Genomic DNA, 20,426 nt, shown 5'->3' on the forward strand with positions numbered 1-20,426 from the left:
TGCGGGCGACATGATCTTCGGGAATTAAATCCGAAAAATCCATAGGAAGATACAGCTGATTCATGGTATACTCTTGGAAAGTGACCTTTTGGTTACTCATAAAAAAATCGCCTTCTTTCGTTAATGGTTGTGGTGACTTCATTATACCGAAAGAGGCGATTTTTTTGTATGTTAAATAGGAAAAAGGGGCTGTCAAAAGGTCATTTTTTCATAACCTTTTGATACAGCCTCTATAAATAAAATTTTCATGTGATGATTGAAATATTTTATTCTCCTAAAAGAAAGCCCCCCAAAAGCTCACTGAACTCTTGGGAGGCACCTTAGATTTAGACATCAATTCCATTGAAATCCAGTCAAAATCCAGTCGATATTCTTTTATAGGGTTTCAAATCCTTGTGTAGCAAAGGGTTTGAGGACAGCTTACATCATGCCGCCCATTCCTCCCATTCCGCCCATGTCTGGCATTCCGCCGCCGGCACCGCCGCCTTCGTTTTCTTCAGGCTGGTCTGCGATAACAGCTTCGGTTGTAAGGAACATAGCGGATACAGAGGATGCGTGCTGCAATGCAGAGCGAGTTACTTTTGTTGGGTCAACGATACCAGTGTCAATCATGTTAACCCATTCGCCAGTAGCAGCGTTAAATCCAATTCCTACTTCTTCGCCTTTCATGCGCTCTACTACAACGGAACCTTCAAGGCCTGCGTTGTGAGAGATTTGACGAAGCGGCTCTTCTAGGGCGCGTAGTACGATGTTAATACCTGTTGCTTCATCTCCTTCAGCAGAGATAGATTGAACAGCTTTGTAAACGTTCATAAGAGCTGTACCACCGCCGGATACGATACCCTCTTCTACTGCTGCGCGTGTAGAGTTTAGTGCATCTTCAATGCGAAGCTTACGCTCTTTCATTTCTGTTTCAGAAGCTGCCCCAACTTTTACTACAGCTACACCGCCGGAAAGCTTAGCAAGACGTTCTTGAAGCTTTTCACGGTCAAACTCAGAAGTAGTATCTTCAATTTGAGCTTTGATTTGGTTTACGCGTCCGGAGATGTCTTCTGGCTTACCGGAGCCTTCTACAATGGTAGTGTCATCTTTGTTTACTACTACTTTACCAGCGCGGCCAAGCTGATCAATGGTAGCAGATTTCAAATCAAGACCAAGGTCTTCTGTGATTACTTCTCCTCCTGTAAGAAGAGCGATGTCTTCAAGCATTGCTTTACGACGGTCACCAAAGCCTGGTGCTTTTACTGCTACAGCGTTGAACGTACCCCGAAGTTTGTTTACAACAAGTGTAGCAAGTGCTTCGCCTTCAACATCTTCAGCAATGATCAAGATTGGTTTATTTTGCTGCACTACTTGTTCAAGAAGCGGAAGAACTTCTTGTATATTTGTGATCTTCTTATCTGTGATAAGAATGTATGGATCCTCAAGTTCAGCGACCATTTTATCGGAGTCCGTTACCATGTAAGGAGAAGCATAGCCGCGATCGAACTGCATACCTTCTACTACTTCAAGCTCTGTTTCAAGACCGCGGGATTCTTCTACAGTGATAACACCATCGTTACCCACACGGTTCATAGCTTCTGAAATAATTTGTCCTACTTCGTCACTAGAAGCTGAAACAGAAGCAACCTGTGCAATGGATTCACTGCTTTCAATCGGCTTAGAAATTTTCTTTAATTCTTCTACTGCAACTTCAGTCGCTTTTTCAATCCCTTTGCGGATTCCCATTGGGTTAGCGCCGGAAGTTACGTTTTTCAAGCCTTCTTGAATCATAGCTTGTGCTAAAACAGTCGCTGTAGTAGTACCGTCCCCAGCGATGTCATTTGTTTTGCTGGCTACTTCAGATACAAGCTGAGCACCCATGTTTTCAAAGTTATCTTCTAGCTCAATCTCTTTTGCGATAGTAACACCGTCGTTTGTAATAAGTGGAGAACCAAATTTCTTCTCCAATACAACGTTTCGCCCTTTTGGCCCTAATGTTACTTTTACAGCGTTAGCAAGTTCATCTACCCCGCGCATCATCGCACGGCGGGCGTCTTCACGAAATTTAATATCTTTAGCCATCGTTTCAACCTCCTGAATGAATATAATATGTAGGGTTTAGACCCCGTATTTCTTAGCCAATTACAGCAAGTACGTCGCTTTCACGAAGGATAAGGTAATCGCTTCCTTCATATTTCACTTCTGTGCCTGCATATTTAGAGAAAATAACAGAATCTCCTTCTTTCACTTCCAGAGCAATGCGTTCTCCGTTGTCTGTTACACGGCCATTCCCGACAGCAACAACCTTACCTTCTTGCGGTTTTTCCTGCGCAGAATCCGGAAGTACGATCCCGCTTTTTGTTTTTTCTTCAGTCTGGATTTGCTCGATGACGAGTCGATCACCTAGAGGCTTTAACATGGTAAACACCCTCCTTTAGTATTTGCGCGGTAACTACAGCACTGATTTGCCAAGTGTTACCGACATCTTTTGCTATTATTAGCACTCAAGTTTAGCGAGTGCTAATTCCAATTATTATGATAATCATTTCATTTCTTTTTTGCAAGAGAAAAGAGAAATTTTTTCTAAAATCTTTACAAAACACTTATTCCGCTGAAAAGTGAGAAATGAGCACCCTCAGACAGATTTCCCTTTCTTTTCCTTTTTTAACCCTCTTTCTTGTTCCGTTAACATAAAAATTATCACGAAAACTTGTCCGAAATTCTATTTTTCCTAATCACAAAATCTTCACATACCTTTCTGCTCTCGTTTCTATCAGCATTATGATACAATACGGACATATGCTTTAATAGAGGAGTGAAACCAAGGTGAACAGTCGTTATTGGGCTATACTTATTATTTACATATTAATGCATGTGTCCGGCATATTCGGTGTGCCTTTTCTTTATGGAAGAGGATTGGATCTAAACGAAAGTTTTGCGGCCTGGAGTATGTGGAGCTTTGTTGTCACATTAATCCTCATTTTTATTTTCCTCATTCCAGAACGCCGCAAAAACAGACATCCAAGATTAACAAGGACCTCGCCAGGACATGCTGTGAAATGGTCCATATTTGGTGTTTTTCTAGCGTTTATTGCTCAATACCTGGCTATTATGATTGAAACATATGCTTTTGGGATTGAACCTGGTTCGGAAAATACACAGGATATTTTGGAAATGGTGAAAATGGTTCCTACCTTTGCCATCGTCGTTGCCATTATAGGTCCAATTTTAGAGGAAATCGTTTTTAGAAAAGTGATTTTTGGGGCATTTTATAAACGTTTTAATTTTGTCATTTCAGCATTGTTAAGTTCTGTTATTTTCGCTGTCGTGCATCTTGATTTCACACACATTCTTATATACACAGCAGTCGGTTTTACTTTCTCCTTTCTATATGTCAAAACAGGAAGAATTATAGTTCCAATTATAGCTCATGTAGCAATGAATGGATATGCTGTAATCATACAAGTATTGTTAGGGGATAAGCTGCAAGAGATGCAGGAAGAGCTTGAACAAATGCAATTAATCTTGGGAGGATGGCCTTTATGAACGTGTCTCCAAATACCATGGGTATGATATATTTCGCTTTAGCCGGGCTGTTTATTTACCTGGCGATTCAAAATGTGAATACCTCGTCCTGGGACTTTTGGGCGTTCTTCTTCGCAGCCGTGGCTGCTATTGACATCATGGTTGGTATTCGCTTTTTTAGAATGAAACCTAAAGGTGGAAATGAAAATAAAAGTTAGAAAACTTGGCGATTCTACTCGCCAAGTTTTTTAGTATGCTTGCTGCCTTTTTCTTCAAATCTGGGAATGAGCGGCTTTTTTTCCAGTATATAAGCTACAGGAAACGACAACAGCTTAATGGTTCCATTAACTCCAAAGCTTTCTGTGATCGCTTGAATACTTATATCCTCATCAGAACTAGCTAACATCTGGAAGCGCCCTAACTTCAACAGAGGCATCATTAAACCTCTGCCTGCTTCTTAATTACATCGGAAAAAATTAAGGCACCAAGATCCCCTCTAAACTACCAAGAAATATTCCTGCTGTAAAAATTGTTAATCCGGTTAAATATATTTTTTCTTGCAAAATCTGTCGCCAAGATAGGTGAGCGGCATTGGAACTCCCATCGCTACCATAAAAATAATGATAACAATCCAACAGCTCACCTCAAAAACTTCCATGAAATGGATTTAACATGCTATTGTTTAAGATCATCGTAAAGGTTACCATCAGTAATGATATAACGACTAACCACTTGTAGGCAGCTTTTTCGTTTGCCACACCATCCAAAAAAACTGCCTGGTTCGCTTGCAGATACGTCCAGGCAGTTTCCATTTATTATTTTATATTTCGTTCCTTATCCTCTTTTGCCCACTGTTCCATTTTTTCTTGTTCTGCTTTTAACACCTTTTTATATGAAAACCTCGATATAGCAATACTTATTTCATACAAAAGGAAAAGAGGCACCGTCACCATTAAATGGGACACAATTTCAGGCGGCGTGATAAAACCTGCCAAGATTAACAATGCAAAATACGCAAACTTCCTGACTTTACGCAGCCACGCTGGCGTAACCAGTCCTAGCCGAGTCAGAAACATGACAACGACCGGGAGCTGAAACAAGAATCCAAATGGGATTGTAAGTTGAAACAAAAAAGCAAAATAATCATTAACCCCGTATTGTTCGGTTAGATTAAGCCTGTCTGATAAGTTGCTTAAAAAGTGAATAACGTTTGGAAAAAGAATAAAATAAGCAAAAGCTAAACCGCCAAAAAACAATATAGTCGCTACTGGAATATAAGCGAGTGTTACTCTCTTTTCTTTTTCTAATAATCCAGGTGCCACAAAAGCCCAAAGCTGATATAAAAGGAGTGGAAAGACAAAAATCAATCCAATAAAAAAGGAAAAATTCATATATAATTTTAACGAATCCGTTAATTTAAACACATTCATTGGAAAGCTTTCCGCTTCCGGTATATTTTGCAAATAAGTAATGAGCACCGGGGAAAGGAACAGACCAAAAATCATGGCAGCAAGAAAAAATGCTCCCACGATTAATATCCGCTTACGTAATTCACCAATATGCTCATAAATGGACATGTCGTTCTGAGCCATGATTGTACCCGTCCTATTCCTTACTTGTCTGCACTTGAACTATGGTTGTTTTTGTTTTTGGAATCATCATCGTCATCTGCAAGTCCTTTGGTAGCATGTTTAAACTCACGCAGAGTATTCCCTGCCGCCCGTCCAAGCTCGGGCAGTTTTTTTGGACCAAAAATAAGCAGTGCCACCAAAACAATTAATACGATACTCCCTGGACCTAAAGGCATGTAAGCCACCTCCAATTAAAATAGTCTGTCCCTAATCAAGAGGGTAATTTTTCAAAAAATATACTAATGTTTGTAATTCAACGGAAAGATCAATATGATGTACTCGTATATGCTCTGGCACGGTCAGGCGAGCAGGGGTGAAATTTAAAATTCCGTTAATTCCTGCTTCCACCAGCTTGTCAGCTGTCTGCTGCGCAACCGCTGCAGGTACAGTAAGTATGACAACGGATGCGTCGTTATTCTGTTTCACTTCTTTAACTTTATCAAAATGGTAAATTTCGACTCCACTGATCTCCTGGCCGATAATGTCTTCCCTTACGTCGAAAGCCGAGACAATCTGTGTGTTGTCGCTTTTCGAAAAATTATACTTCAGCAAAGCAGTTCCCAAATTACCAACACCAACTAAAAAGACTTTCGTCACTTCATCCTGGTCCAATGTTTTTCTAAAAAAAGACAGGAGATAATGAACATTATAGCCATATCCTTTTTTTCCTAGTGCTCCAAAGTAAGAGAAATCACGGCGGATCGTAGCTGAATCCACTTTAACAGCTTCACTCAGCTCCGTGGAGGATACCCGTTGTTTACCGGATGCATGTAAATTTTCTAAAAACCTGTAATAAAGCGGCAAGCGTTTTGCCGTTGCTTGCGGTATTTTTTGTTGATCTATGTTCATAGCAGCCTCCAACAAGTTCTTCGTTGTTCTGACATAATCAGTATATCACCTGCGATCGCGAAGAAGTAGTGTAATGCTTTTCTAAAGGGGTTGGATCTGCTTTTGCTTCCTTCCTATTGTACACTAATATTTACTCAGATGTAATAGGGAGATGAGTTTTGTCTTTAATGTTCACCATTCTGCCATAGGAATACCAGTAACATTTACATCTGTAATGTCGCGTTTTAAATTAATATAAGATAGACTTGTTAGTAGAATAACCTAATCAATAAAGGATGAACTCACATGATAGTTCTTCAGTGCTCTAATATAACTAAGTCATATGGTGTAGAAACAATTTTGGATAACGTAAAGCTTGAAATAAAATCTAATGAACGGGTTGCACTAGTCGGTCGTAACGGATCTGGAAAATCAACCCTTCTTAAAATAATGGCTGGAAAGCTTTCATACGATTCCGGAGAAATTATTACTCCTAAAGATGTCAGGCTCGGTTACCTTGACCAGCATAGCGGTCTGCAGTCAGACCAGTCTATTTGGGATGAAATGCTTACCGTTTTTACAGAAGTTCAAAAAATGGAGCAGGATTTGCGTCAAATAGAAGAAAAAATAGCTGATCCTTCTGTTTATAATGATGAACGAGTTTATGAAAAAATATTAGCCGACTATGATGTACTTCAGCACGCTTTTCGAGAAAAGGGAGGCTATCAATATGAAGCGGACATCCGCGGTGTCCTTTCTGGATTGAAATTTGGGGATTTTGACTATGACACATCTATAGCTTCTTTAAGCGGCGGGCAAAAGACAAGGCTTGCGCTAGGGAAACTGCTTTTATCGAAACCGGACCTTTTAATATTAGACGAACCAACAAATCATCTTGATATTGACACCCTGGGATGGCTGGAAAATTATTTGTCTAATTATAAAGGTGCTGTCTTAATCGTATCCCATGACCGGTATTTTCTCGATAAAATCGTGTCAAAGGTGTATGAAGTAGCCAGAACCAAAACCACACTGTTCCACGGCAATTACAGCAGTTATCTTGAAGAAAAGGCCCAACGTTATGAACAAGATTTAAAAGCGTTTGAAAAACAGCAAAAAGAAGTAGCAGAGCTTGAAGATTTCATTCAGCGAAACATTGTTCGTGCTTCTACTTCCAAAAGAGCCCAAAGCCGCCGCAAAAAACTGGAAAAGATGGAATTAATGGACAAGCCGCAAGGAACAGAAAAGTCGGCGAATTTTTCTTTTGATATTGAACGCCAAAGCGGCAATGAAGTACTGAATATTTCTGAGCTGAGTGTTTCTTACGGAAAAGAGCCTCCCATTATAAAAGATATGAATTTAGCTGTAAAAAAACAAGAAAGCATTGCACTTATAGGCCCGAATGGCATAGGGAAATCCACCCTTTTAAAAACTATTGCCGGAAAAATAGCACCCCTTCAAGGAAACATTGCATTCGGCAGCAAAGTAACGGTTGGATATTACGACCAAGAGCAAGCCGATTTGAATTCGAACAAAGACGTTCTGCACGAACTGTGGGACGATTATCCGCTCACCCCGGAAAAAGATATTCGAACAGTGCTCGGAAACTTCCTCTTCAGTGGCGAGGACGTCTTTAAACATGTCTCCGATTTAAGCGGCGGAGAAAAATCCCGGCTTGCATTGGCCAAATTGATGATGAAAAAAGCAAACTTCCTTATTTTTGACGAACCGACAAACCATCTAGATCTGGACAGTAAAGAAGTATTAGAGTCTGCGCTCCTAGATTATCCAGGTACTCTGTTATTTGTCTCACATGATCGTTACTTCTTAAATCGCATGGCAACGAAAATTGTGGAGTTAACAGAGAACGGATTACATGAATACCTTGGCGACTACGATTATTATTTAACAAAAAAAGATGAAGAAGATCAACGCAAGCAGCTTCGCGAACAAAGAGAAGCAAATAATAACAATAAAAATTCTTCTTCTCTAGAAGGCCAAGATAAAGAAGCTTTCAATCTGGACAAAGAAGCAAAAAGAGAAGCAAGAAAACGAAAAAGAGAAATCGAGAAAATAGAACAGGAAATTGAACAGCTTGAAGAATCCATTGAAGCTCTTGAAGCAGAAATGCTTCAGCCTGAAGTGTACGAGAGCCGTGAAAAATCAAGAAACATCCAGCAGCAAATCAGTGAAGCTAAAACGTCACTTGATGAAAAAATGAATCGATGGGAATCTCTTCAACTTGAAGAAGCTTAATTCCCCACTGAACAAGCTGCCCATCCAAGGGCAGCTTTTATTTGTTCTGTAGAACAGTGACTCGACTTTTATTAAAGGACCATACATAGCGAGCACAAAGCAAATAAAACATAGACGTCGAGGCAGCTACTGCACCAGAGTCATTTAACAACAGCAAAAAAACAGATCCAACCGCCCCCGCTCGAAGAACATCCTGTTGAGAACGCCGCAGTGTGTTTGTTTTCTCAAATAAAAGGTACAGTGCAGCAATAGCGTAGCTTGTTAACAAAAGCTTCGTCCAGTTCGAATGCATAATAATTTTTATATTCATTTGCATTTTCCTTAAAATAATAGATTGAAGTTCTCCCCAATCTCCATGTAATACTAGTTGAAAAGCACTGCCAATGTGAGTCACTTCTCCAAATTGCTGAAATACCCACAGTAATCCCATTAACCCTAAAAACACACTAGTTCCGCTCAGAACTACATGTTTTAGCTTTAAATTTTTGAAACTTCTCTTTCTAAATACCAGGGTGAAAAACATCAATCCAGAGGCCAGCGTCACTCCTGCATTTTTCCCAAAATGAGGTGACCCGAGGATGATTAAATAGATCAGGACCCATCCCCGTATAAATTTCTGATCTTTTTCCAGCATTGGTGTTAAAGACAGTATGGCAGCCGCAGCGAAAAAGCCGCCTAATTCGTTTCCGATTCCCCCATACCGAGCCCCAATTAAAGGATCATAGCCGAGATAAGAGCGCTGAATCAATGGAGCACCCATAAAAAGGTCTACAGTCAATACAACAAGCATAATACATGATACTATCGATACTGTTTTCTGATTGCCCCATTTCGCCGCCAGTGCACCGCTTCCTACAGAAAATAAGCTCACAGCTGCACAATATAAAGGAACAGAGATAGCTTCTCTTCCAAATAATAATGGAGCTAATATAAAGGAAAGAGGTGATATCATCCCTGCAAGCACAGCACTTTTTAATAAAAAGCTAGCAGTCGTGCTGTTATGCTTGTTGCGCTTCCAACTTACAAAGCCTGCCACTAACAGAATAACTAATAAAGTAATATATGCAGAAAGAATAGAAGTACGCGTTACATGAATATGGGCTGCCCCAGCTGTTTCACTTTTCATGTCATTCGGTGTACCATGCTTCTTATTAATTATTAAGGGATTGCCATTCCACTTTTTCGGTCCTTTCAAGCCAAATGTTTCTAAAATCGAAGGAGCTGCATCTAAACTGCTCCCCAGGTAAGGCTGTTTTACAGTTTGGGAAAAAAGAAAGTTGGACTTTTCAGCCTCCTGGTCATCCCATTTTACAAACGGCACCATTTTGAAGCCTTTTTCAACACTTTCAGGGGGAGGAGAGCTTCCCAACAGAAAAATAGGATGGCCGTCTTTATTTAATTCTTCTATTAATTTAAACAGCTGGATAAAAACTTCATTTTCATTTATGGCAGAAGGATGATTTTGACGGTAGAGATCCCCCCATTCCACCACCGTCCAAGTAGACGAGTATTGAAGCTCTACGTCTCTTATCCATGCTGCTATATTTTCAGGATCCATCACGTAACCACCCGGTGCATTTTTCTCTGCTTTTACCCCAGCATCGCGATTACCTGATGTCTCCCCAAGTTTATCCACAGTATAAAAAGGGGCAAACGAGAAAGATTCCTGATAAAAATCACTGTGACCTATAAAGCTGGTATGTACTCCATTGGATTGTAATATGTCACCTAGTATCCCTATTTCAGCTTGATGAGTCGTCTTCTTGTTTTCATTTTTATATTCAGCAAAGTTTGAGATAACATATTTATTTTCAAAGTCATTCATTTTATGCTTAAACATAAGCGGATGGAATGTTTCTTCGTTACTGACGGCAGGCGTCCCAGAGCTTAACGTCAATGTTTCACTTAGTGGGGATACACGGCCTTCTGTTACTCGATTTAAAGCAATCGCAGATGCATTTGTCCACAGCTCAACATCTTCTTGTTCCATCAGCTCAAAAAAACCTTCTATGGAGAGTCCAGGAACTAAAATAAGAACAGCATGGTCATTACCCTTCTCACTATCTTCACTGAATACAGGAGCAGAAATCATAACTATTAAAGTCATCCACAGAAGAAATAACGTTTTTCTCACTATTATATGATTCCTTCCTTTCAGAATTTTTCAACTATCCACACTATCAACAGACTTATCAACATAATGGTAGCTTTATACTGAGGTTTTTTTAGATTTATACACAAAACACTAAACTTATCCACAAGGTTGTTGTTAACAACTTCATTATTTACGGTTTTAGTCTTCTAAATACTTCTCCACATTATCCACAATCATTTTATCTCCATTTTATATATTGTTATTACTAGATTGTGATACCACCTGCTTTCTTATAGTGTGTTCCTTAAAATGCTATGCTTAAGAACAAAAGCGCAAGCGCCCTGTTCAGCCTCGACAGGTAAATGTTCTTCAGTCATGAAAGGCGCTCTTTGCCTTTCATGACTGGAGGTTATTTAACCCCGAGAGGCTGGGCGCTGAGGCTAGACGCGGATCAAACAATATGGAGATAGTTATCCACAACTTGTAAAAACATAATTTCCTAAACAATAAAAAAAGCTTGACCTTATGTTAAGGCCAAGCCTGGTACACCGTTTAAATCCCAACCGGCAGTCTTATTCTTTTTCCATTGCACATGGGCTGCAGCTCCAATCATCGCAGCATTATCTGTGCAAAGATTGAAAGGGGGAATGGTCAGTTCCACCGAAGAGGAAGAAAATATTTCTTCCATAGCTGAACGAAGCCCCTTATTTGCAGCCACTCCTCCTGCTAACACTACTTGTTTTACTTGATAATGTTCGGCTGCACGTTTCGTTTTTTCAGTTAGCACCTTAATAACACTTTGCTGAAAACTAGCAGCCAAATCTTCAGGCTGTATGATCTCTCCCCGCTGTTTTGCATTGTGAAGAGTATTAATAACAGCTGATTTGAGTCCGCTAAAGCTGAAATCGTACGAGTCAGGCTCAAGCCAGGCGATCGGTAAGTCTAGGTTGGGGATTCCTTCAGCTGCTAGTTTATCAATAAATGGACCACCTGGATAAGGGAGCTCTAATGTACGGGCTACCTTATCATAAGCCTCCCCTGCTGCATCATCTCTCGTTTCTCCAATCACTTCATATTCGCCTTCTTCTCTAAGCAATACGAGTTCGGTGTGACCGCCAGACACAACAAGGGCAAGCGCAGGATAACACCATGGTCTTTCCAGCCGGGCTGCCTGTATGTGGCCGGAAATATGATGAACCGGCAGTAGGGGAAGTCCTCGAGCGTAAGCTATTGCTTTAGCTGCATTGACTCCGACTAATAGAGCGCCTACCAAGCCAGGACCTTCTGTCACAGCTACGGCATCTAGCTCTTCAAAAGTAATTTCTGCTTTCTCCATGGCTTCTTCAATAATATACGTAATATTTTCTGTATGATGGCGGGAAGCAAGTTCAGGAACCACTCCACCAAACCGCTTATGGCTTTCTATTTGTGAGGCGACCACGTTAGATAAAATCTTTGAACCGCCTTTAACTACAGCTGCAGCTGTTTCATCACAGCTTGTCTCAACAGCTAAAATAATTTCATTTTCTTTTTGCTGAATTTTTGTATTCATCTATATTCACCCACATGACCAGAGCATCTTCCTGGTTATCCGTATAATAGTTTTTTCTTATACCGCCAGATTGAAAACCTAATTTTTTATAAAGGGATTGAGCTGTTTGATTGCTTACCCTTACTTCAAGTGACATCGTCTTAGCTCCATAAGCAGATGCCATCTCTAACGCATTTACAAGAAGAGTCTCTCCCATTTTTTTTCCTCGGTAAGAAGAATGAACAGCTATATTTGTAATATGCGCTTCATCTATAATGATCCATACTCCGCAGTAACCAATTACTTCTTTATCGTACTCTGCTACTAAGTAGTGAGCAAATTGGTTGTTGGTTAATTCATTAACAAAGGCATATCTAGTCCACGGAATTTGGAATGCATCATGTTCTACACGAAGTACTCCCTCCAAATCTTCCTCCTCCATAAAACGAATCACCGGAAAATTACTCATCAGTCTTTTTTCCCTCATTCGCCGCATGCCAGTTCTTTTCTGCTTCTGTTAATTGCGTGTATTCTGGAACCAGCGCGTGTGCAGAAATAGACTCTTCTTGATTCCAAGCAATATCGAGAAGTTCACTTGGCTTGGGGATACCCTCGGTTGAATCTCCATATACGGCCTGGACACCCAGTTTGTGATCAATAGATTCTTTATGTTTATTTAAATCCTGGCTTAAAAACAACAGAGGCACCTGTTTTTCTTTCAACATTTCCAGCCAATCTTCAAGGAGAATAATTCTGTCCTTTTCTATTTCTTTGATAAAACCATTTTCCCATTTATATAAGCCCGTATATACTTGACCTCTTCTCGCATCCATAAAAGGACAAATACATCCATTGAAGTGCTTCCCATTACGTGCAAGCATATGTAGGCTCGATATTCCATATACGGGAATATTTAATGCCCACGCTAAAGATTTTGCCGTTGTCACCCCGATGCGGACTCCTGTGTATGAACCAGGACCTTTTGCAACAGCAATTGCATCGAGTTCATGAGGTTTTACATTAAGCTCCTGTAACAATTGATCTATAGAGGGCATTAATCGAAGAGAATGGTTTTTCTTAAAATTCGTTATATACTCCCCCAGTAAATCTTCATCTTGTCCCAAAGCAACTCCCATCACATGAGTAGACGTATCAATCGCTAATACTTTCATTTTTTTGCAGCTCCTTGCATAATCCGTTAAACCTTTCACCATATGCTATCAACTGTATAGACCTATTCGATTCATTTATTCTATTTATAGATATTTCTAATCTTTTGTCAGGCAGCATATCTTTTATTTTTTCCGGCCACTCAATAACACAAATGCCTTCTCCTTCTAAGTATTCTTCTAGCCCTAATTCTTCTGCTTCCTCTTCTTCTAAACGATAAACATCCATATGATAAAGCGGCAAAGTTCCTTCATATTCTTTGATAATAGTAAAAGTAGGGCTGTTGACTACTTTTTTTACTTCTAATGCCAAAGCAATTCCTTTTGTAAAATGAGTTTTTCCAGCACCCAGTTCACCATTTAACGTTAACACATCGCCGCCTTTTAAGTAACGGCCTATATTTTGAGCTATATTTATCGTTTCATCTGTAGAGGTACTTAAAAACTTCAGCTCCATCCTCTGTTCACCTGACTTTCTCCTGTACTTCAGATCCATCTAATAATTTTTGAAGTGATTATACCCTTCTTTTTGTAAAGAGATTTTTTTATCATCGTCTATTAAGGTAACAGAAGGCCGCCCTTCTGTTACACGTCCTATCTCATATATGAGCATGCCTTCACTTTTCATAGCATCCTGCAGTTTAGGCCAGTTCTTTTCATTAACCGTACCAATAAGCTCAAAATCTTCTCCCCCGTACAAAATCCACTTCCAATATCTTTCATCTGAAAACATTAGAAGTTCTTCTGCTACTGGGATCTGGTTTTTAAAAAGCTCGATCGCTGTACCACTTGCATCAGCAATTTCGAATGCTTCGCTTGCAAGACCATCACTAATATCGTTTAAAGCAATTCCTGCGTGAAGCTTCAATGCAGTACGCCCGGCTGCTACTTTCGGTATTGGTTTTTGGTGATGAGCTAATAGGACTTTTTCTGTTTCATTAAATTCGGAGAGGCGTCCTTTATTTAATAATAACTGCAGACCGGCTGCCGATCTCCCTGTGGGATTGGTAAGGAAGACATAGTCACCCGGTTTCGCATTTCGTCTAACTAACTGAGCGTCTTTTTCTACTTTCCCATAAACGATAATAGAAATCATAAGATTATGCGGAGAAGATACAGTATCTCCCCCAATCATGTCCATTTGATACTGAGCTCCTAAATCAGTCATTCCTTTATAAATACCTTTTAATTCTTTATCTGACCAGGTAGCAGGAACGGCTATCGATACCATATAAAACACAGGGATTCCTCCCATGGCAGCAATATCACTAATATTAACTGCCAATGCTTTATGGCCGATGTCCTCTGGACTCATTGTCTTTTTTTTAAAATGAATATCTTCTATCATGGTGTCCACACAAAGAAGCTGATTGTATTCCAAATCTGCAGCATAAACAGCTGCATCATCTCCAATGCCTTCTAATAGGCTGTTTTGAAAATGATACTTGGGCGTATGCTCGCGAATCCATTCAAACTCATCCTTTGGCACAGCTCTCACCCTTATACAAGTTGGTTTCTTTTAGTTTAACGTATTCGTTATAATAAATCATTGTTTGTATCTTCTTCAATGAAAAGCTTTATTATTAATTAGATTACAAAAAAAAAGCCCTTTCCCAGGCTTTATATACTATTACTTTATATAATTTGGTTGCGGGGGGAGGATTTGAACCTCCGACCTCCGGGTTATGAGCCCGACGAGCTACCAGACTGCTCTACCCCGCGGTTTGATAATATATTGTGCGGTTTCTCTTAACGCCACGTTTATTAATATACCATAGCAGTTTAGTGTATGCAACCTGAATTTATATATTTTTGTTGTTAAGATGTGACAAATATGTTACATTAAAATAAAGAATATTCAGATTTTAAAAAGGAGGGTGTTTTTATGGCCTGGAATTACTTCCGTTCGGCGCTTCTAGCAAATGTAGCGTTAATAGTAACCTTTGTATTTTTGCCGATTTTTCTTCTGACAGATAATATAAGTATTTACCAGGATTTAATAAACTATCTTAACAAATCATAGCCGCTTTTTTTGGACCAGCTTTCCTGTTTCTTTTCACATAAAAAGCAGCACACCGAGCAGAAAATGGTGTGCTGCTTTATTTTATTTATATTGCTGCCTGAGACAGAGCTTCTGAAAAACGTTCAATAATATCTTCTGGATCTTCAATGCCAACAGAGATCCTGGCCGTTCCTTCTGTTATGCCAAGTTTCTTTCTTATATTGTCAGGAACAGTTCGATGAGAAGTGTTTAACGGATAAGAAACAGTTGTTTCTACTCCTGCTAGCGTTGGTACAATTTTTATCCAGCCTAATGAGCGGAAGAACGTGTTCACGTCGTACTTCTCTCCTAAATCAATACTAACCATAGCTCCGTTTCCTTTCTCAGAAAGTTGAACTGGATAATACACAACAGAAACGTCTGTTTCTTGATCAAACCACTGAGCAAGCTTAGCAGCATTGCCAGCTTGTTTCTCCATTCTGACACTCAGAGTCTTTAATCCGCGGCAAGCCAGCCATCCTTCAAAAGGGCTTAAATTTGCACCAATATTTATCATTTTTCTCTTTGCTTTTGCAATTAAGTTTTCATGACCTGTCAGGACACCTGCGGTGACATCACTATGCCCTCCAATATATTTAGTTGCACTATGTACCGCCATATCAGCTCCTTTAAGATAAGGCTGACAAAAATAAGGAGTCGCAAATGTATTGTCGATCATAACAAGAAAATTATGTTTCTTTCCCAATTCTACCAGCACCTCTATATTTTCGACCCGAAGCAGTGGATTAGTAACAGCTTCTGCATACAAAAGTTTCGTATTTGATTGAATAGCTGCTTCAATATTTTTCACGTCTTTAAAGTCAACCACAGACACTTCAATTCCCCATTCTTGCAGTTCCTGCTGAAACAACTGATATGTGCCTCCGTAAAGATCCTGTGGGACGATAATATGTTCTCCCGGTGAAGCGGCCGAAAGCACTCCTACTAATATAGCAGACATTCCAGAAGAAGTTGCTATTCCAGCTGGAGCCCCTTCCAATTGAGCAACACCGTATCCAAGATCAACAGTATTGGGATTGCTGTACCTTGAATAAAGATGATCTTTTTCTCCTTGAAAATATTGTTCCATGTCGTCTAGATCATTAAATGAAAACGCAGAGGTTTGAAAAATAGGTTTCGTTTTGCTTTTATTTTTTTCCCCATCGTCGCGTTGAAAATGCACAGCTTTTGTATCAAAACGTCTTTTCATCGCTGATTCCACTCCTAAGTTAGCTGATTAATCTTTTTTATGATTGCATATGATCAAGGGCAAATGCCAAGCTTGCAAATTGTTTCCGTTCCTTCAAAATCAATTCATGTGCTTGTTCTATGCTTACTTTTTTAAATGTTATTTTTTGTCCTGGCAGGAGTTGTGCTGCTTTTGGAAGGTCTACTGTAATAACAGTAGCTATTCTCGTATAACCTCCTGTTGTTTGTCGGTCGGCCATTAAGATCATCGGCTGGCCATCAGAAGCCACTTGTATTGTTCCGAAAGACACCGCATCGGACAGAATATCTGCCTTTTCTACATGAGAAACATCCGGGCCGTTCAGTCTTAGTCCCATTCTATCTGATTCATTCGTGACCGTATAAGCTAATTTATAAAAGGACTGTATGGCCTCGTTTGTAAAGGTGTTGCTCTCCGGTCCTTCAATTACCCGAAGCTCTTGGGTACTTGGATAGGAAGGAATTAAATCAGAATGAACTCCTTTGCCTGTAGGAAGAATCTCCGAGGGAACAGTATAAGTGAGTGCATCTCCTTTTTGTAAAGCTCTGCCTTCCATTCCTCCTAATTTTGCTTTTACGTATGTTGATTTACTATTTAATGTCTCTTCTCCATTGATTCCACCGCTAACAGCTAAATAGGCCCTGGCACCTTGTTTCGGTCCTTTAAAGGATAGTTTGTCCCCATCTTCCACTGTGAAGGTTTTCCACATCGGGGCCTTTTCCCCATTTAATTCAGGCTGGAGATCACCTCCAGTAATAGCTAATACTGCTTTTGAAGCAAACGTCAAAACGGGACCTGTCATTGTTATTTCAAGCACGGCTTCTCGCAGATGGTTTCCAGTCAGCATATTTGCGATAGTATAAGCGTAGTAATCCATCACCCCTGCAGGCGGAATCCCTTGACTTTGATACCCAAAACGCCCCATGTCTTGTATTGTTGTAAGCATACCTGGCTTTTTTACATAGCAAAGAGTCTCTTTTGTCATGATTAATTCCCCACGGCCTTTATAATAACTTGATTATCTTGTAACATTGATCTTAACTTTTTTACAAACAGCAGTGATTCCGGATTATCACCGTGAACACAGATTGTATCTACTCTTTTATCCAACACAGTTCCATCTACGGCACGAATCTGCTGGTGGGTAATCATATGAAGAACATGTTCGGCAGCTTCCTCTGCACTATGTATAATAGCATTCGGACGTGTACGCGGAGTCAGTGTCCCATCTGGCTGGTAGGTACGGTCTGCAAACACTTCATGTGCTACCTGTAACCCGCGCTTTTCTCCTGCCCTTGTTAGTTCACTTCCTGATAGGCCAAATAAGATGAGATCAGGGTTTACATCATGTACAGCCGCCGCAATCGCCTGCGCCAGTTCAGCATCCTTGCTTGCCATATTAAACAAGGCACCGTGCGGCTTCACATGCTGCATTTTCATTTTTTTAGCCTGACAAAACCCATAAAGAGCTCCGACCTGATAAATAACGAGTCTGTACACTTCATCTGGATCTATGTGCATATTTCTTCTTCCAAAACCAGCCAGATCCGGAAAACCTGGATGAGCTCCAACAGCGGTACCGGACCTTTTAGCCATCGCTACTGTTTCAGCCATAATATTATGATCTCCAGCGTGATATCCGCATGCAATATTAGCAGAAGTCACTAAGTCTAATACTTTTGAGTCTTCCCCAATTTTATAAGCACCAAAGCTTTCCCCTAAATCACAGTTTAAATCCACATGAAAGCTCATACTTTTTCCTCCTTATTTAAGTTCCACCTCATATGTACCTTCTTTTATTTGATTGGAAATTATTTCATACTGGGTCTCTGTAATAGGGTCAAATTGAATGTAATTTCCTGCTTCTAATAAAACTGGGGAATTTTTATCCGTGTTAAAAAGCTGCACTGGAGTTCGGCCAATAATATTCCATCCTCCTGGGCTATCTAAAGAATAAACGCCTGTCTGAGTTCCTGCAATTCCTACGGATCCTGCCTTTACTAAGGAACGGGGTGTAGCTAATCTTGGAGTGGCAAGCTTATCATTCATGCCTCCAAGGTAAGGAAAACCCGGGGTAAATCCAAGCATATAAATAAGGTACTCATTTTCTGTATGAAGTTCAATTACTTCTTCACGTTTCACCCCGTTATGTTCGGCCACTTTTTCTAAATCAGGACCAAACTCTCCTCCATAACAGACAGGGATTTCATAAACTTTGGCAGGGGGTATATCTGTTTCTCCTGCTTTTTCGCACCAATAGGTTACATAATCTTTTAAAGAAGAATAGGCAATACGAGCAGGGTCATAATGAAGAGTAACAGCTGTATAGGAAGGCACACACTCGGAGATCCCTTTTAACTTATTATTTTCTAAAAGCCAAGTGAATGCTCTGATTTTTTGGTTTGTCTCCTTTGAGATCGATGTACCAAACTCTACTCTTAAAGCACTGTCTCCCATTGCTTCTATTTGTATAGGCTTCATGCATATGACTCCTCATCCTTAGAAAAAGTTTTGAAATTGAGTAATTAATGTTCTTATCCCCAGTATCGCAGTTCCAATTGCTACAATTCCTCCAAAAATTGTCATCCAAATGGGATGCTGATAGTCCTTCACTATTTTTTTATGGTGGGCAGCTAACAAAACAGAACCTAAGGTTAACGGAAGAATTAAACCGTTAAAGGCTCCTGCAAAAATTAATAAAAATACTGGTTCTCCTATGACAGTAAATACAATCGTAGAAAATAAAATAAAGCCTATCGTCCAATATCTTTTATTTCTCTCAATGCTTGGATGAAAGGAAGTTAAAAACGATACAGAAGTGTAAGCAGCGCCTACCACGGACGTAATACCTGCTGCCCAAAGAACAAGACCAAACAAGCGCAGCCCGATATCACCGGCTGCGGTCAAAAATACAGTAGCCGTTGGATTTTCCGGGTTTAAGGAAACCCCAGCTGAAACGACACCTAATACCGCTAAAAAAAGTAATACTCTCATAATAGAAGCTACAATAATACCAGTAATTGAAGTGTTTGTAACATGGCGGAGATTTTCTTTTCCTGTGATGCCTGCATCTAACATCCTGTGGCCGCCGGCAAAAGTAATATATCCACCGACTGTTCCACCCACTACCGTAATAATAGTGAGTATGTCTATTGTGGCAGGTGCTACAGTCTGTATAACAGCTTCACCATATGGAGGAGAACTGACTATCATTACATATGCGGTTAACACAATCATCAAAGCACCCAGCACCCGTACAATCCGATCCATAGCTGCGCCTGCTTCTTTAACAATAAAAATAACAATACATATAGCTGCTGTTACAACGGCCCCAGTGGTTGACGAAAAACCAGTGAGAGCATTAAAACCCAGTCCTCCCCCAGCTACATTTCCAATATTAAATGCAAGACCTCCTAACACAATAAAAAAGGCTACAACATACCCAAGACCAGGTAAAACAGCATTCGCTATCTCTTGTCCCTTCATTTTCGAGACAGCAATAATGCGCCATATGTTCATTTGAGCACCAATATCTAAAATAATCGAAGCTAATATAACGAATGCAAAACTTGCTAGTAATTCTTCAGTAAAAACAGCAGTCTGTGTTAAAAAGCCTGGACCTATGGCAGAGGTAGCCATTAAAAATGCTGCCCCTGCCATTATACTTAAACGTTTTTTGCGATCTTCTTGCTCGTTCAACTTTTGTCCCTCCAGATCTTAAACCAGTGATAAATAGTATTCTCACCTGATTTTCATTCATTATGTGAAAACACTCATACGAAGAAATACGAAGGTAGAAACAAATTTAGCGAGTAATATATATTTTAACACTTGAACTGGTTTTCTGTCGTTAACGCAAGTGGAAGTTAAACACATTGTTACAGGTTGTGCTGATCACCCTTTGCATATAGTACCTTGCTTTTTTGCTTATCTCATAACTCTCGCCAAACAATCTTTTTACATTAAGTAATAAAAAAAGGTTCTATGTCAAATGTTGGGGTAGGAGTGCCTTGCTCCTACTCCTTTATCCTACTTGAAATTCCGTTATTTTATATTGGTGATGTAATAAGACACGTAACCTTAAACGATCATAACGCTTGAAGCCAAAAGCGTTTCGTTTAATCACCTTTGTTTGATTGT

Annotated in this window: 21 protein-coding genes and 1 tRNA gene; 4 read left to right on the top strand and 18 right to left on the bottom strand. The window is 39.9% G+C overall.

Annotation, left to right across the window (positions count from 1 at the left end):
* Positions 1–420: 420 nt before the first annotated feature.
* Together groL and groES are read right to left on the bottom strand one after the other, a co-directional pair.
* A complete protein-coding gene (groL, locus tag ACE1TI_RS20060; RefSeq protein ID WP_375009310.1) occupies positions 421–2,064 on the bottom strand; it encodes a chaperonin GroEL in 1,644 nt (547 codons plus the stop codon).
* 52 nt (positions 2,065–2,116) lie between these two features.
* Positions 2,117–2,401, bottom strand: coding sequence for a co-chaperone GroES (gene groES / locus ACE1TI_RS20065; protein ID WP_375009311.1), 285 nt, complete (start codon positions 2,399–2,401; stop codon positions 2,117–2,119).
* A gap of 407 nt (positions 2,402–2,808) precedes the next feature.
* Between groES and ACE1TI_RS20070 the strand changes: the two genes are divergently transcribed.
* Positions 2,809–3,528, top strand: a complete 720-nt coding sequence (locus ACE1TI_RS20070) for a CPBP family intramembrane glutamic endopeptidase (RefSeq protein WP_375009312.1) — start codon at positions 2,809–2,811, stop codon at positions 3,526–3,528.
* Entirely contained in the window at positions 3,525–3,725 is a 201-nt protein-coding gene (locus ACE1TI_RS20075) for a DUF4305 domain-containing protein (RefSeq protein WP_375009313.1), read from the top strand. Before ACE1TI_RS20070 ends, ACE1TI_RS20075 begins: the two co-directional genes overlap by 4 nt.
* 14 nt (positions 3,726–3,739) lie before the next feature.
* Here ACE1TI_RS20075 and ACE1TI_RS20080 read toward each other — a convergent pair whose 3' ends face one another.
* The 4 genes from ACE1TI_RS20080 to ACE1TI_RS20095 all read right to left on the bottom strand — a co-directional run bounded on the left by ACE1TI_RS20080 (position 3,740) and on the right by ACE1TI_RS20095 (position 5,987).
* Positions 3,740–3,913 (bottom strand): hypothetical protein, encoded by a 174-nt coding sequence (locus ACE1TI_RS20080; protein ID WP_375009314.1) that lies wholly within the window; start codon positions 3,911–3,913, stop codon positions 3,740–3,742.
* A gap of 409 nt (positions 3,914–4,322) precedes the next feature.
* Positions 4,323–5,099: a twin-arginine translocase subunit TatC gene (gene tatC / locus ACE1TI_RS20085; protein WP_375009315.1), complete on the bottom strand. Its 777-nt coding sequence runs from the start codon at positions 5,097–5,099 to the stop codon at positions 4,323–4,325.
* A gap of 20 nt (positions 5,100–5,119) precedes the next feature.
* Positions 5,120–5,314: a twin-arginine translocase TatA/TatE family subunit gene (locus ACE1TI_RS20090; RefSeq protein WP_375009316.1), complete on the bottom strand. Its 195-nt coding sequence runs from the start codon at positions 5,312–5,314 to the stop codon at positions 5,120–5,122.
* A 31-nt stretch (positions 5,315–5,345) separates the two neighbouring features.
* A complete protein-coding gene (locus ACE1TI_RS20095) occupies positions 5,346–5,987 on the bottom strand; it encodes a redox-sensing transcriptional repressor Rex (protein ID WP_375009317.1) in 642 nt (213 codons plus the stop codon).
* 285 nt (positions 5,988–6,272) lie between these two features.
* Between ACE1TI_RS20095 and abc-f the strand changes: the two genes are divergently transcribed.
* Positions 6,273–8,222 (top strand): ribosomal protection-like ABC-F family protein, encoded by a 1,950-nt coding sequence (abc-f, locus tag ACE1TI_RS20100; protein WP_375009318.1) that lies wholly within the window; start codon positions 6,273–6,275, stop codon positions 8,220–8,222.
* 37 nt (positions 8,223–8,259) lie between these two features.
* Here the strand turns inward: abc-f and ACE1TI_RS20105 are convergent, their stop codons facing one another.
* The 7 genes from ACE1TI_RS20105 to ACE1TI_RS20135 all read right to left on the bottom strand — a co-directional run bounded on the left by ACE1TI_RS20105 (position 8,260) and on the right by ACE1TI_RS20135 (position 14,739).
* A complete protein-coding gene (locus ACE1TI_RS20105; protein ID WP_375009319.1) occupies positions 8,260–10,356 on the bottom strand; it encodes a hypothetical protein in 2,097 nt (698 codons plus the stop codon).
* Positions 10,357–10,840: 484 nt separating this feature from the next.
* The gene (gene tsaD, locus ACE1TI_RS20110; RefSeq protein ID WP_375009320.1) at positions 10,841–11,869 is read right to left on the bottom strand and encodes a tRNA (adenosine(37)-N6)-threonylcarbamoyltransferase complex transferase subunit TsaD; all 1,029 of its coding nucleotides are present in this window, start codon (positions 11,867–11,869) and stop codon (positions 10,841–10,843) included.
* Entirely contained in the window at positions 11,838–12,317 is a 480-nt protein-coding gene (rimI, locus tag ACE1TI_RS20115; protein WP_375009321.1) for a ribosomal protein S18-alanine N-acetyltransferase, read from the bottom strand. Before rimI ends, tsaD begins: the two co-directional genes overlap by 32 nt.
* Positions 12,310–13,020, bottom strand: a complete 711-nt coding sequence (gene tsaB, locus ACE1TI_RS20120; protein ID WP_375009322.1) for a tRNA (adenosine(37)-N6)-threonylcarbamoyltransferase complex dimerization subunit type 1 TsaB — start codon at positions 13,018–13,020, stop codon at positions 12,310–12,312. The genes rimI and tsaB overlap by 8 nt, the downstream gene beginning before the upstream one ends.
* On the bottom strand, positions 13,001–13,474 hold the full coding sequence (tsaE, locus tag ACE1TI_RS20125) for a tRNA (adenosine(37)-N6)-threonylcarbamoyltransferase complex ATPase subunit type 1 TsaE (RefSeq protein WP_375009323.1): 474 nt from the start codon (positions 13,472–13,474) through the stop codon (positions 13,001–13,003). The genes tsaB and tsaE overlap by 20 nt, the downstream gene beginning before the upstream one ends.
* A 39-nt stretch (positions 13,475–13,513) precedes the next feature.
* Positions 13,514–14,506 (bottom strand): thiamine-phosphate kinase, encoded by a 993-nt coding sequence (gene thiL, locus ACE1TI_RS20130; RefSeq protein ID WP_375009324.1) that lies wholly within the window; start codon positions 14,504–14,506, stop codon positions 13,514–13,516.
* A gap of 156 nt (positions 14,507–14,662) precedes the next feature.
* Positions 14,663–14,739 (bottom strand) — tRNA-Met (locus ACE1TI_RS20135).
* Positions 14,740–14,902: 163 nt separating this feature from the next.
* Between ACE1TI_RS20135 and ACE1TI_RS20140 the strand changes: the two genes are divergently transcribed.
* Complete coding sequence (locus tag ACE1TI_RS20140) at positions 14,903–15,040, top strand: hypothetical protein (RefSeq protein WP_375009325.1); 138 nt, start codon at positions 14,903–14,905, stop codon at positions 15,038–15,040.
* A gap of 85 nt (positions 15,041–15,125) precedes the next feature.
* Here the strand turns inward: ACE1TI_RS20140 and ACE1TI_RS20145 are convergent, their stop codons facing one another.
* From ACE1TI_RS20145 to ACE1TI_RS20165, 5 genes are read right to left on the bottom strand one after another with little or no spacing between them, the layout of a single operon-like run.
* Positions 15,126–16,268 (bottom strand): trans-sulfuration enzyme family protein, encoded by a 1,143-nt coding sequence (locus ACE1TI_RS20145; protein WP_375009326.1) that lies wholly within the window; start codon positions 16,266–16,268, stop codon positions 15,126–15,128.
* A 37-nt stretch (positions 16,269–16,305) separates the two neighbouring features.
* The gene (locus tag ACE1TI_RS20150; RefSeq protein WP_375009327.1) at positions 16,306–17,271 is read right to left on the bottom strand and encodes a 5-oxoprolinase subunit C family protein; all 966 of its coding nucleotides are present in this window, start codon (positions 17,269–17,271) and stop codon (positions 16,306–16,308) included.
* Between the two features lie 2 nt (positions 17,272–17,273).
* Complete coding sequence (locus ACE1TI_RS20155) at positions 17,274–18,038, bottom strand: LamB/YcsF family protein (RefSeq protein ID WP_375009328.1); 765 nt, start codon at positions 18,036–18,038, stop codon at positions 17,274–17,276.
* A 12-nt stretch (positions 18,039–18,050) separates the two neighbouring features.
* Positions 18,051–18,767 carry a 5-oxoprolinase subunit PxpB gene (pxpB, locus tag ACE1TI_RS20160; protein ID WP_375009329.1) on the bottom strand — a complete coding sequence of 239 codons (717 nt, stop codon included), beginning with the start codon at positions 18,765–18,767 and terminating at the stop codon, positions 18,051–18,053.
* 18 nt (positions 18,768–18,785) lie between these two features.
* Positions 18,786–19,946, bottom strand: a complete 1,161-nt coding sequence (locus tag ACE1TI_RS20165; RefSeq protein ID WP_375009330.1) for an NRAMP family divalent metal transporter — start codon at positions 19,944–19,946, stop codon at positions 18,786–18,788.
* Positions 19,947–20,426: the final 480 nt, after the last annotated feature.

Source organism: Alteribacillus sp. JSM 102045 (assembly GCF_041949975.1).
Lineage (GTDB): Bacteria > Bacillota > Bacilli > Bacillales > Marinococcaceae > Alteribacillus.

Bases quoted from the DNA above. Each gene is read 5' to 3' on its own strand.
- ACE1TI_RS20165 (WP_375009330.1), bottom strand. From the start codon at position 19,946: ATGGCAGGGGCAGCATTTTTAATGGCTACCTCTGCCATAGGTCCAGGC.
- rimI (WP_375009321.1), bottom strand. From the start codon at position 12,317: ATGAGTAATTTTCCGGTGATTCGTTTTATGGAGGAGGAAGATTTGGAG.
- tsaE (WP_375009323.1), bottom strand. From the start codon at position 13,474: ATGGAGCTGAAGTTTTTAAGTACCTCTACAGATGAAACGATAAATATA.
- ACE1TI_RS20150 (WP_375009327.1), bottom strand. From the start codon at position 17,271: ATGACAAAAGAGACTCTTTGCTATGTAAAAAAGCCAGGTATGCTTACA.
- tsaB (WP_375009322.1), bottom strand. From the start codon at position 13,020: ATGAAAGTATTAGCGATTGATACGTCTACTCATGTGATGGGAGTTGCT.
- ACE1TI_RS20075 (WP_375009313.1), top strand. From the start codon at position 3,525: ATGAACGTGTCTCCAAATACCATGGGTATGATATATTTCGCTTTAGCC.
- ACE1TI_RS20095 (WP_375009317.1), bottom strand. From the start codon at position 5,987: ATGAACATAGATCAACAAAAAATACCGCAAGCAACGGCAAAACGCTTG.
- tatC (WP_375009315.1), bottom strand. From the start codon at position 5,099: ATGGCTCAGAACGACATGTCCATTTATGAGCATATTGGTGAATTACGT.
- ACE1TI_RS20145 (WP_375009326.1), bottom strand. From the start codon at position 16,268: ATGAAAAGACGTTTTGATACAAAAGCTGTGCATTTTCAACGCGACGAT.
- tsaD (WP_375009320.1), bottom strand. From the start codon at position 11,869: ATGAATACAAAAATTCAGCAAAAAGAAAATGAAATTATTTTAGCTGTT.
- groL (WP_375009310.1), bottom strand. From the start codon at position 2,064: ATGGCTAAAGATATTAAATTTCGTGAAGACGCCCGCCGTGCGATGATG.
- ACE1TI_RS20140 (WP_375009325.1), top strand. From the start codon at position 14,903: ATGGCCTGGAATTACTTCCGTTCGGCGCTTCTAGCAAATGTAGCGTTA.
- ACE1TI_RS20155 (WP_375009328.1), bottom strand. From the start codon at position 18,038: ATGAGCTTTCATGTGGATTTAAACTGTGATTTAGGGGAAAGCTTTGGT.
- abc-f (WP_375009318.1), top strand. From the start codon at position 6,273: ATGATAGTTCTTCAGTGCTCTAATATAACTAAGTCATATGGTGTAGAA.
- ACE1TI_RS20080 (WP_375009314.1), bottom strand. From the start codon at position 3,913: ATGTTAGCTAGTTCTGATGAGGATATAAGTATTCAAGCGATCACAGAA.
- ACE1TI_RS20090 (WP_375009316.1), bottom strand. From the start codon at position 5,314: ATGCCTTTAGGTCCAGGGAGTATCGTATTAATTGTTTTGGTGGCACTG.
- pxpB (WP_375009329.1), bottom strand. From the start codon at position 18,767: ATGAAGCCTATACAAATAGAAGCAATGGGAGACAGTGCTTTAAGAGTA.
- groES (WP_375009311.1), bottom strand. From the start codon at position 2,401: ATGTTAAAGCCTCTAGGTGATCGACTCGTCATCGAGCAAATCCAGACT.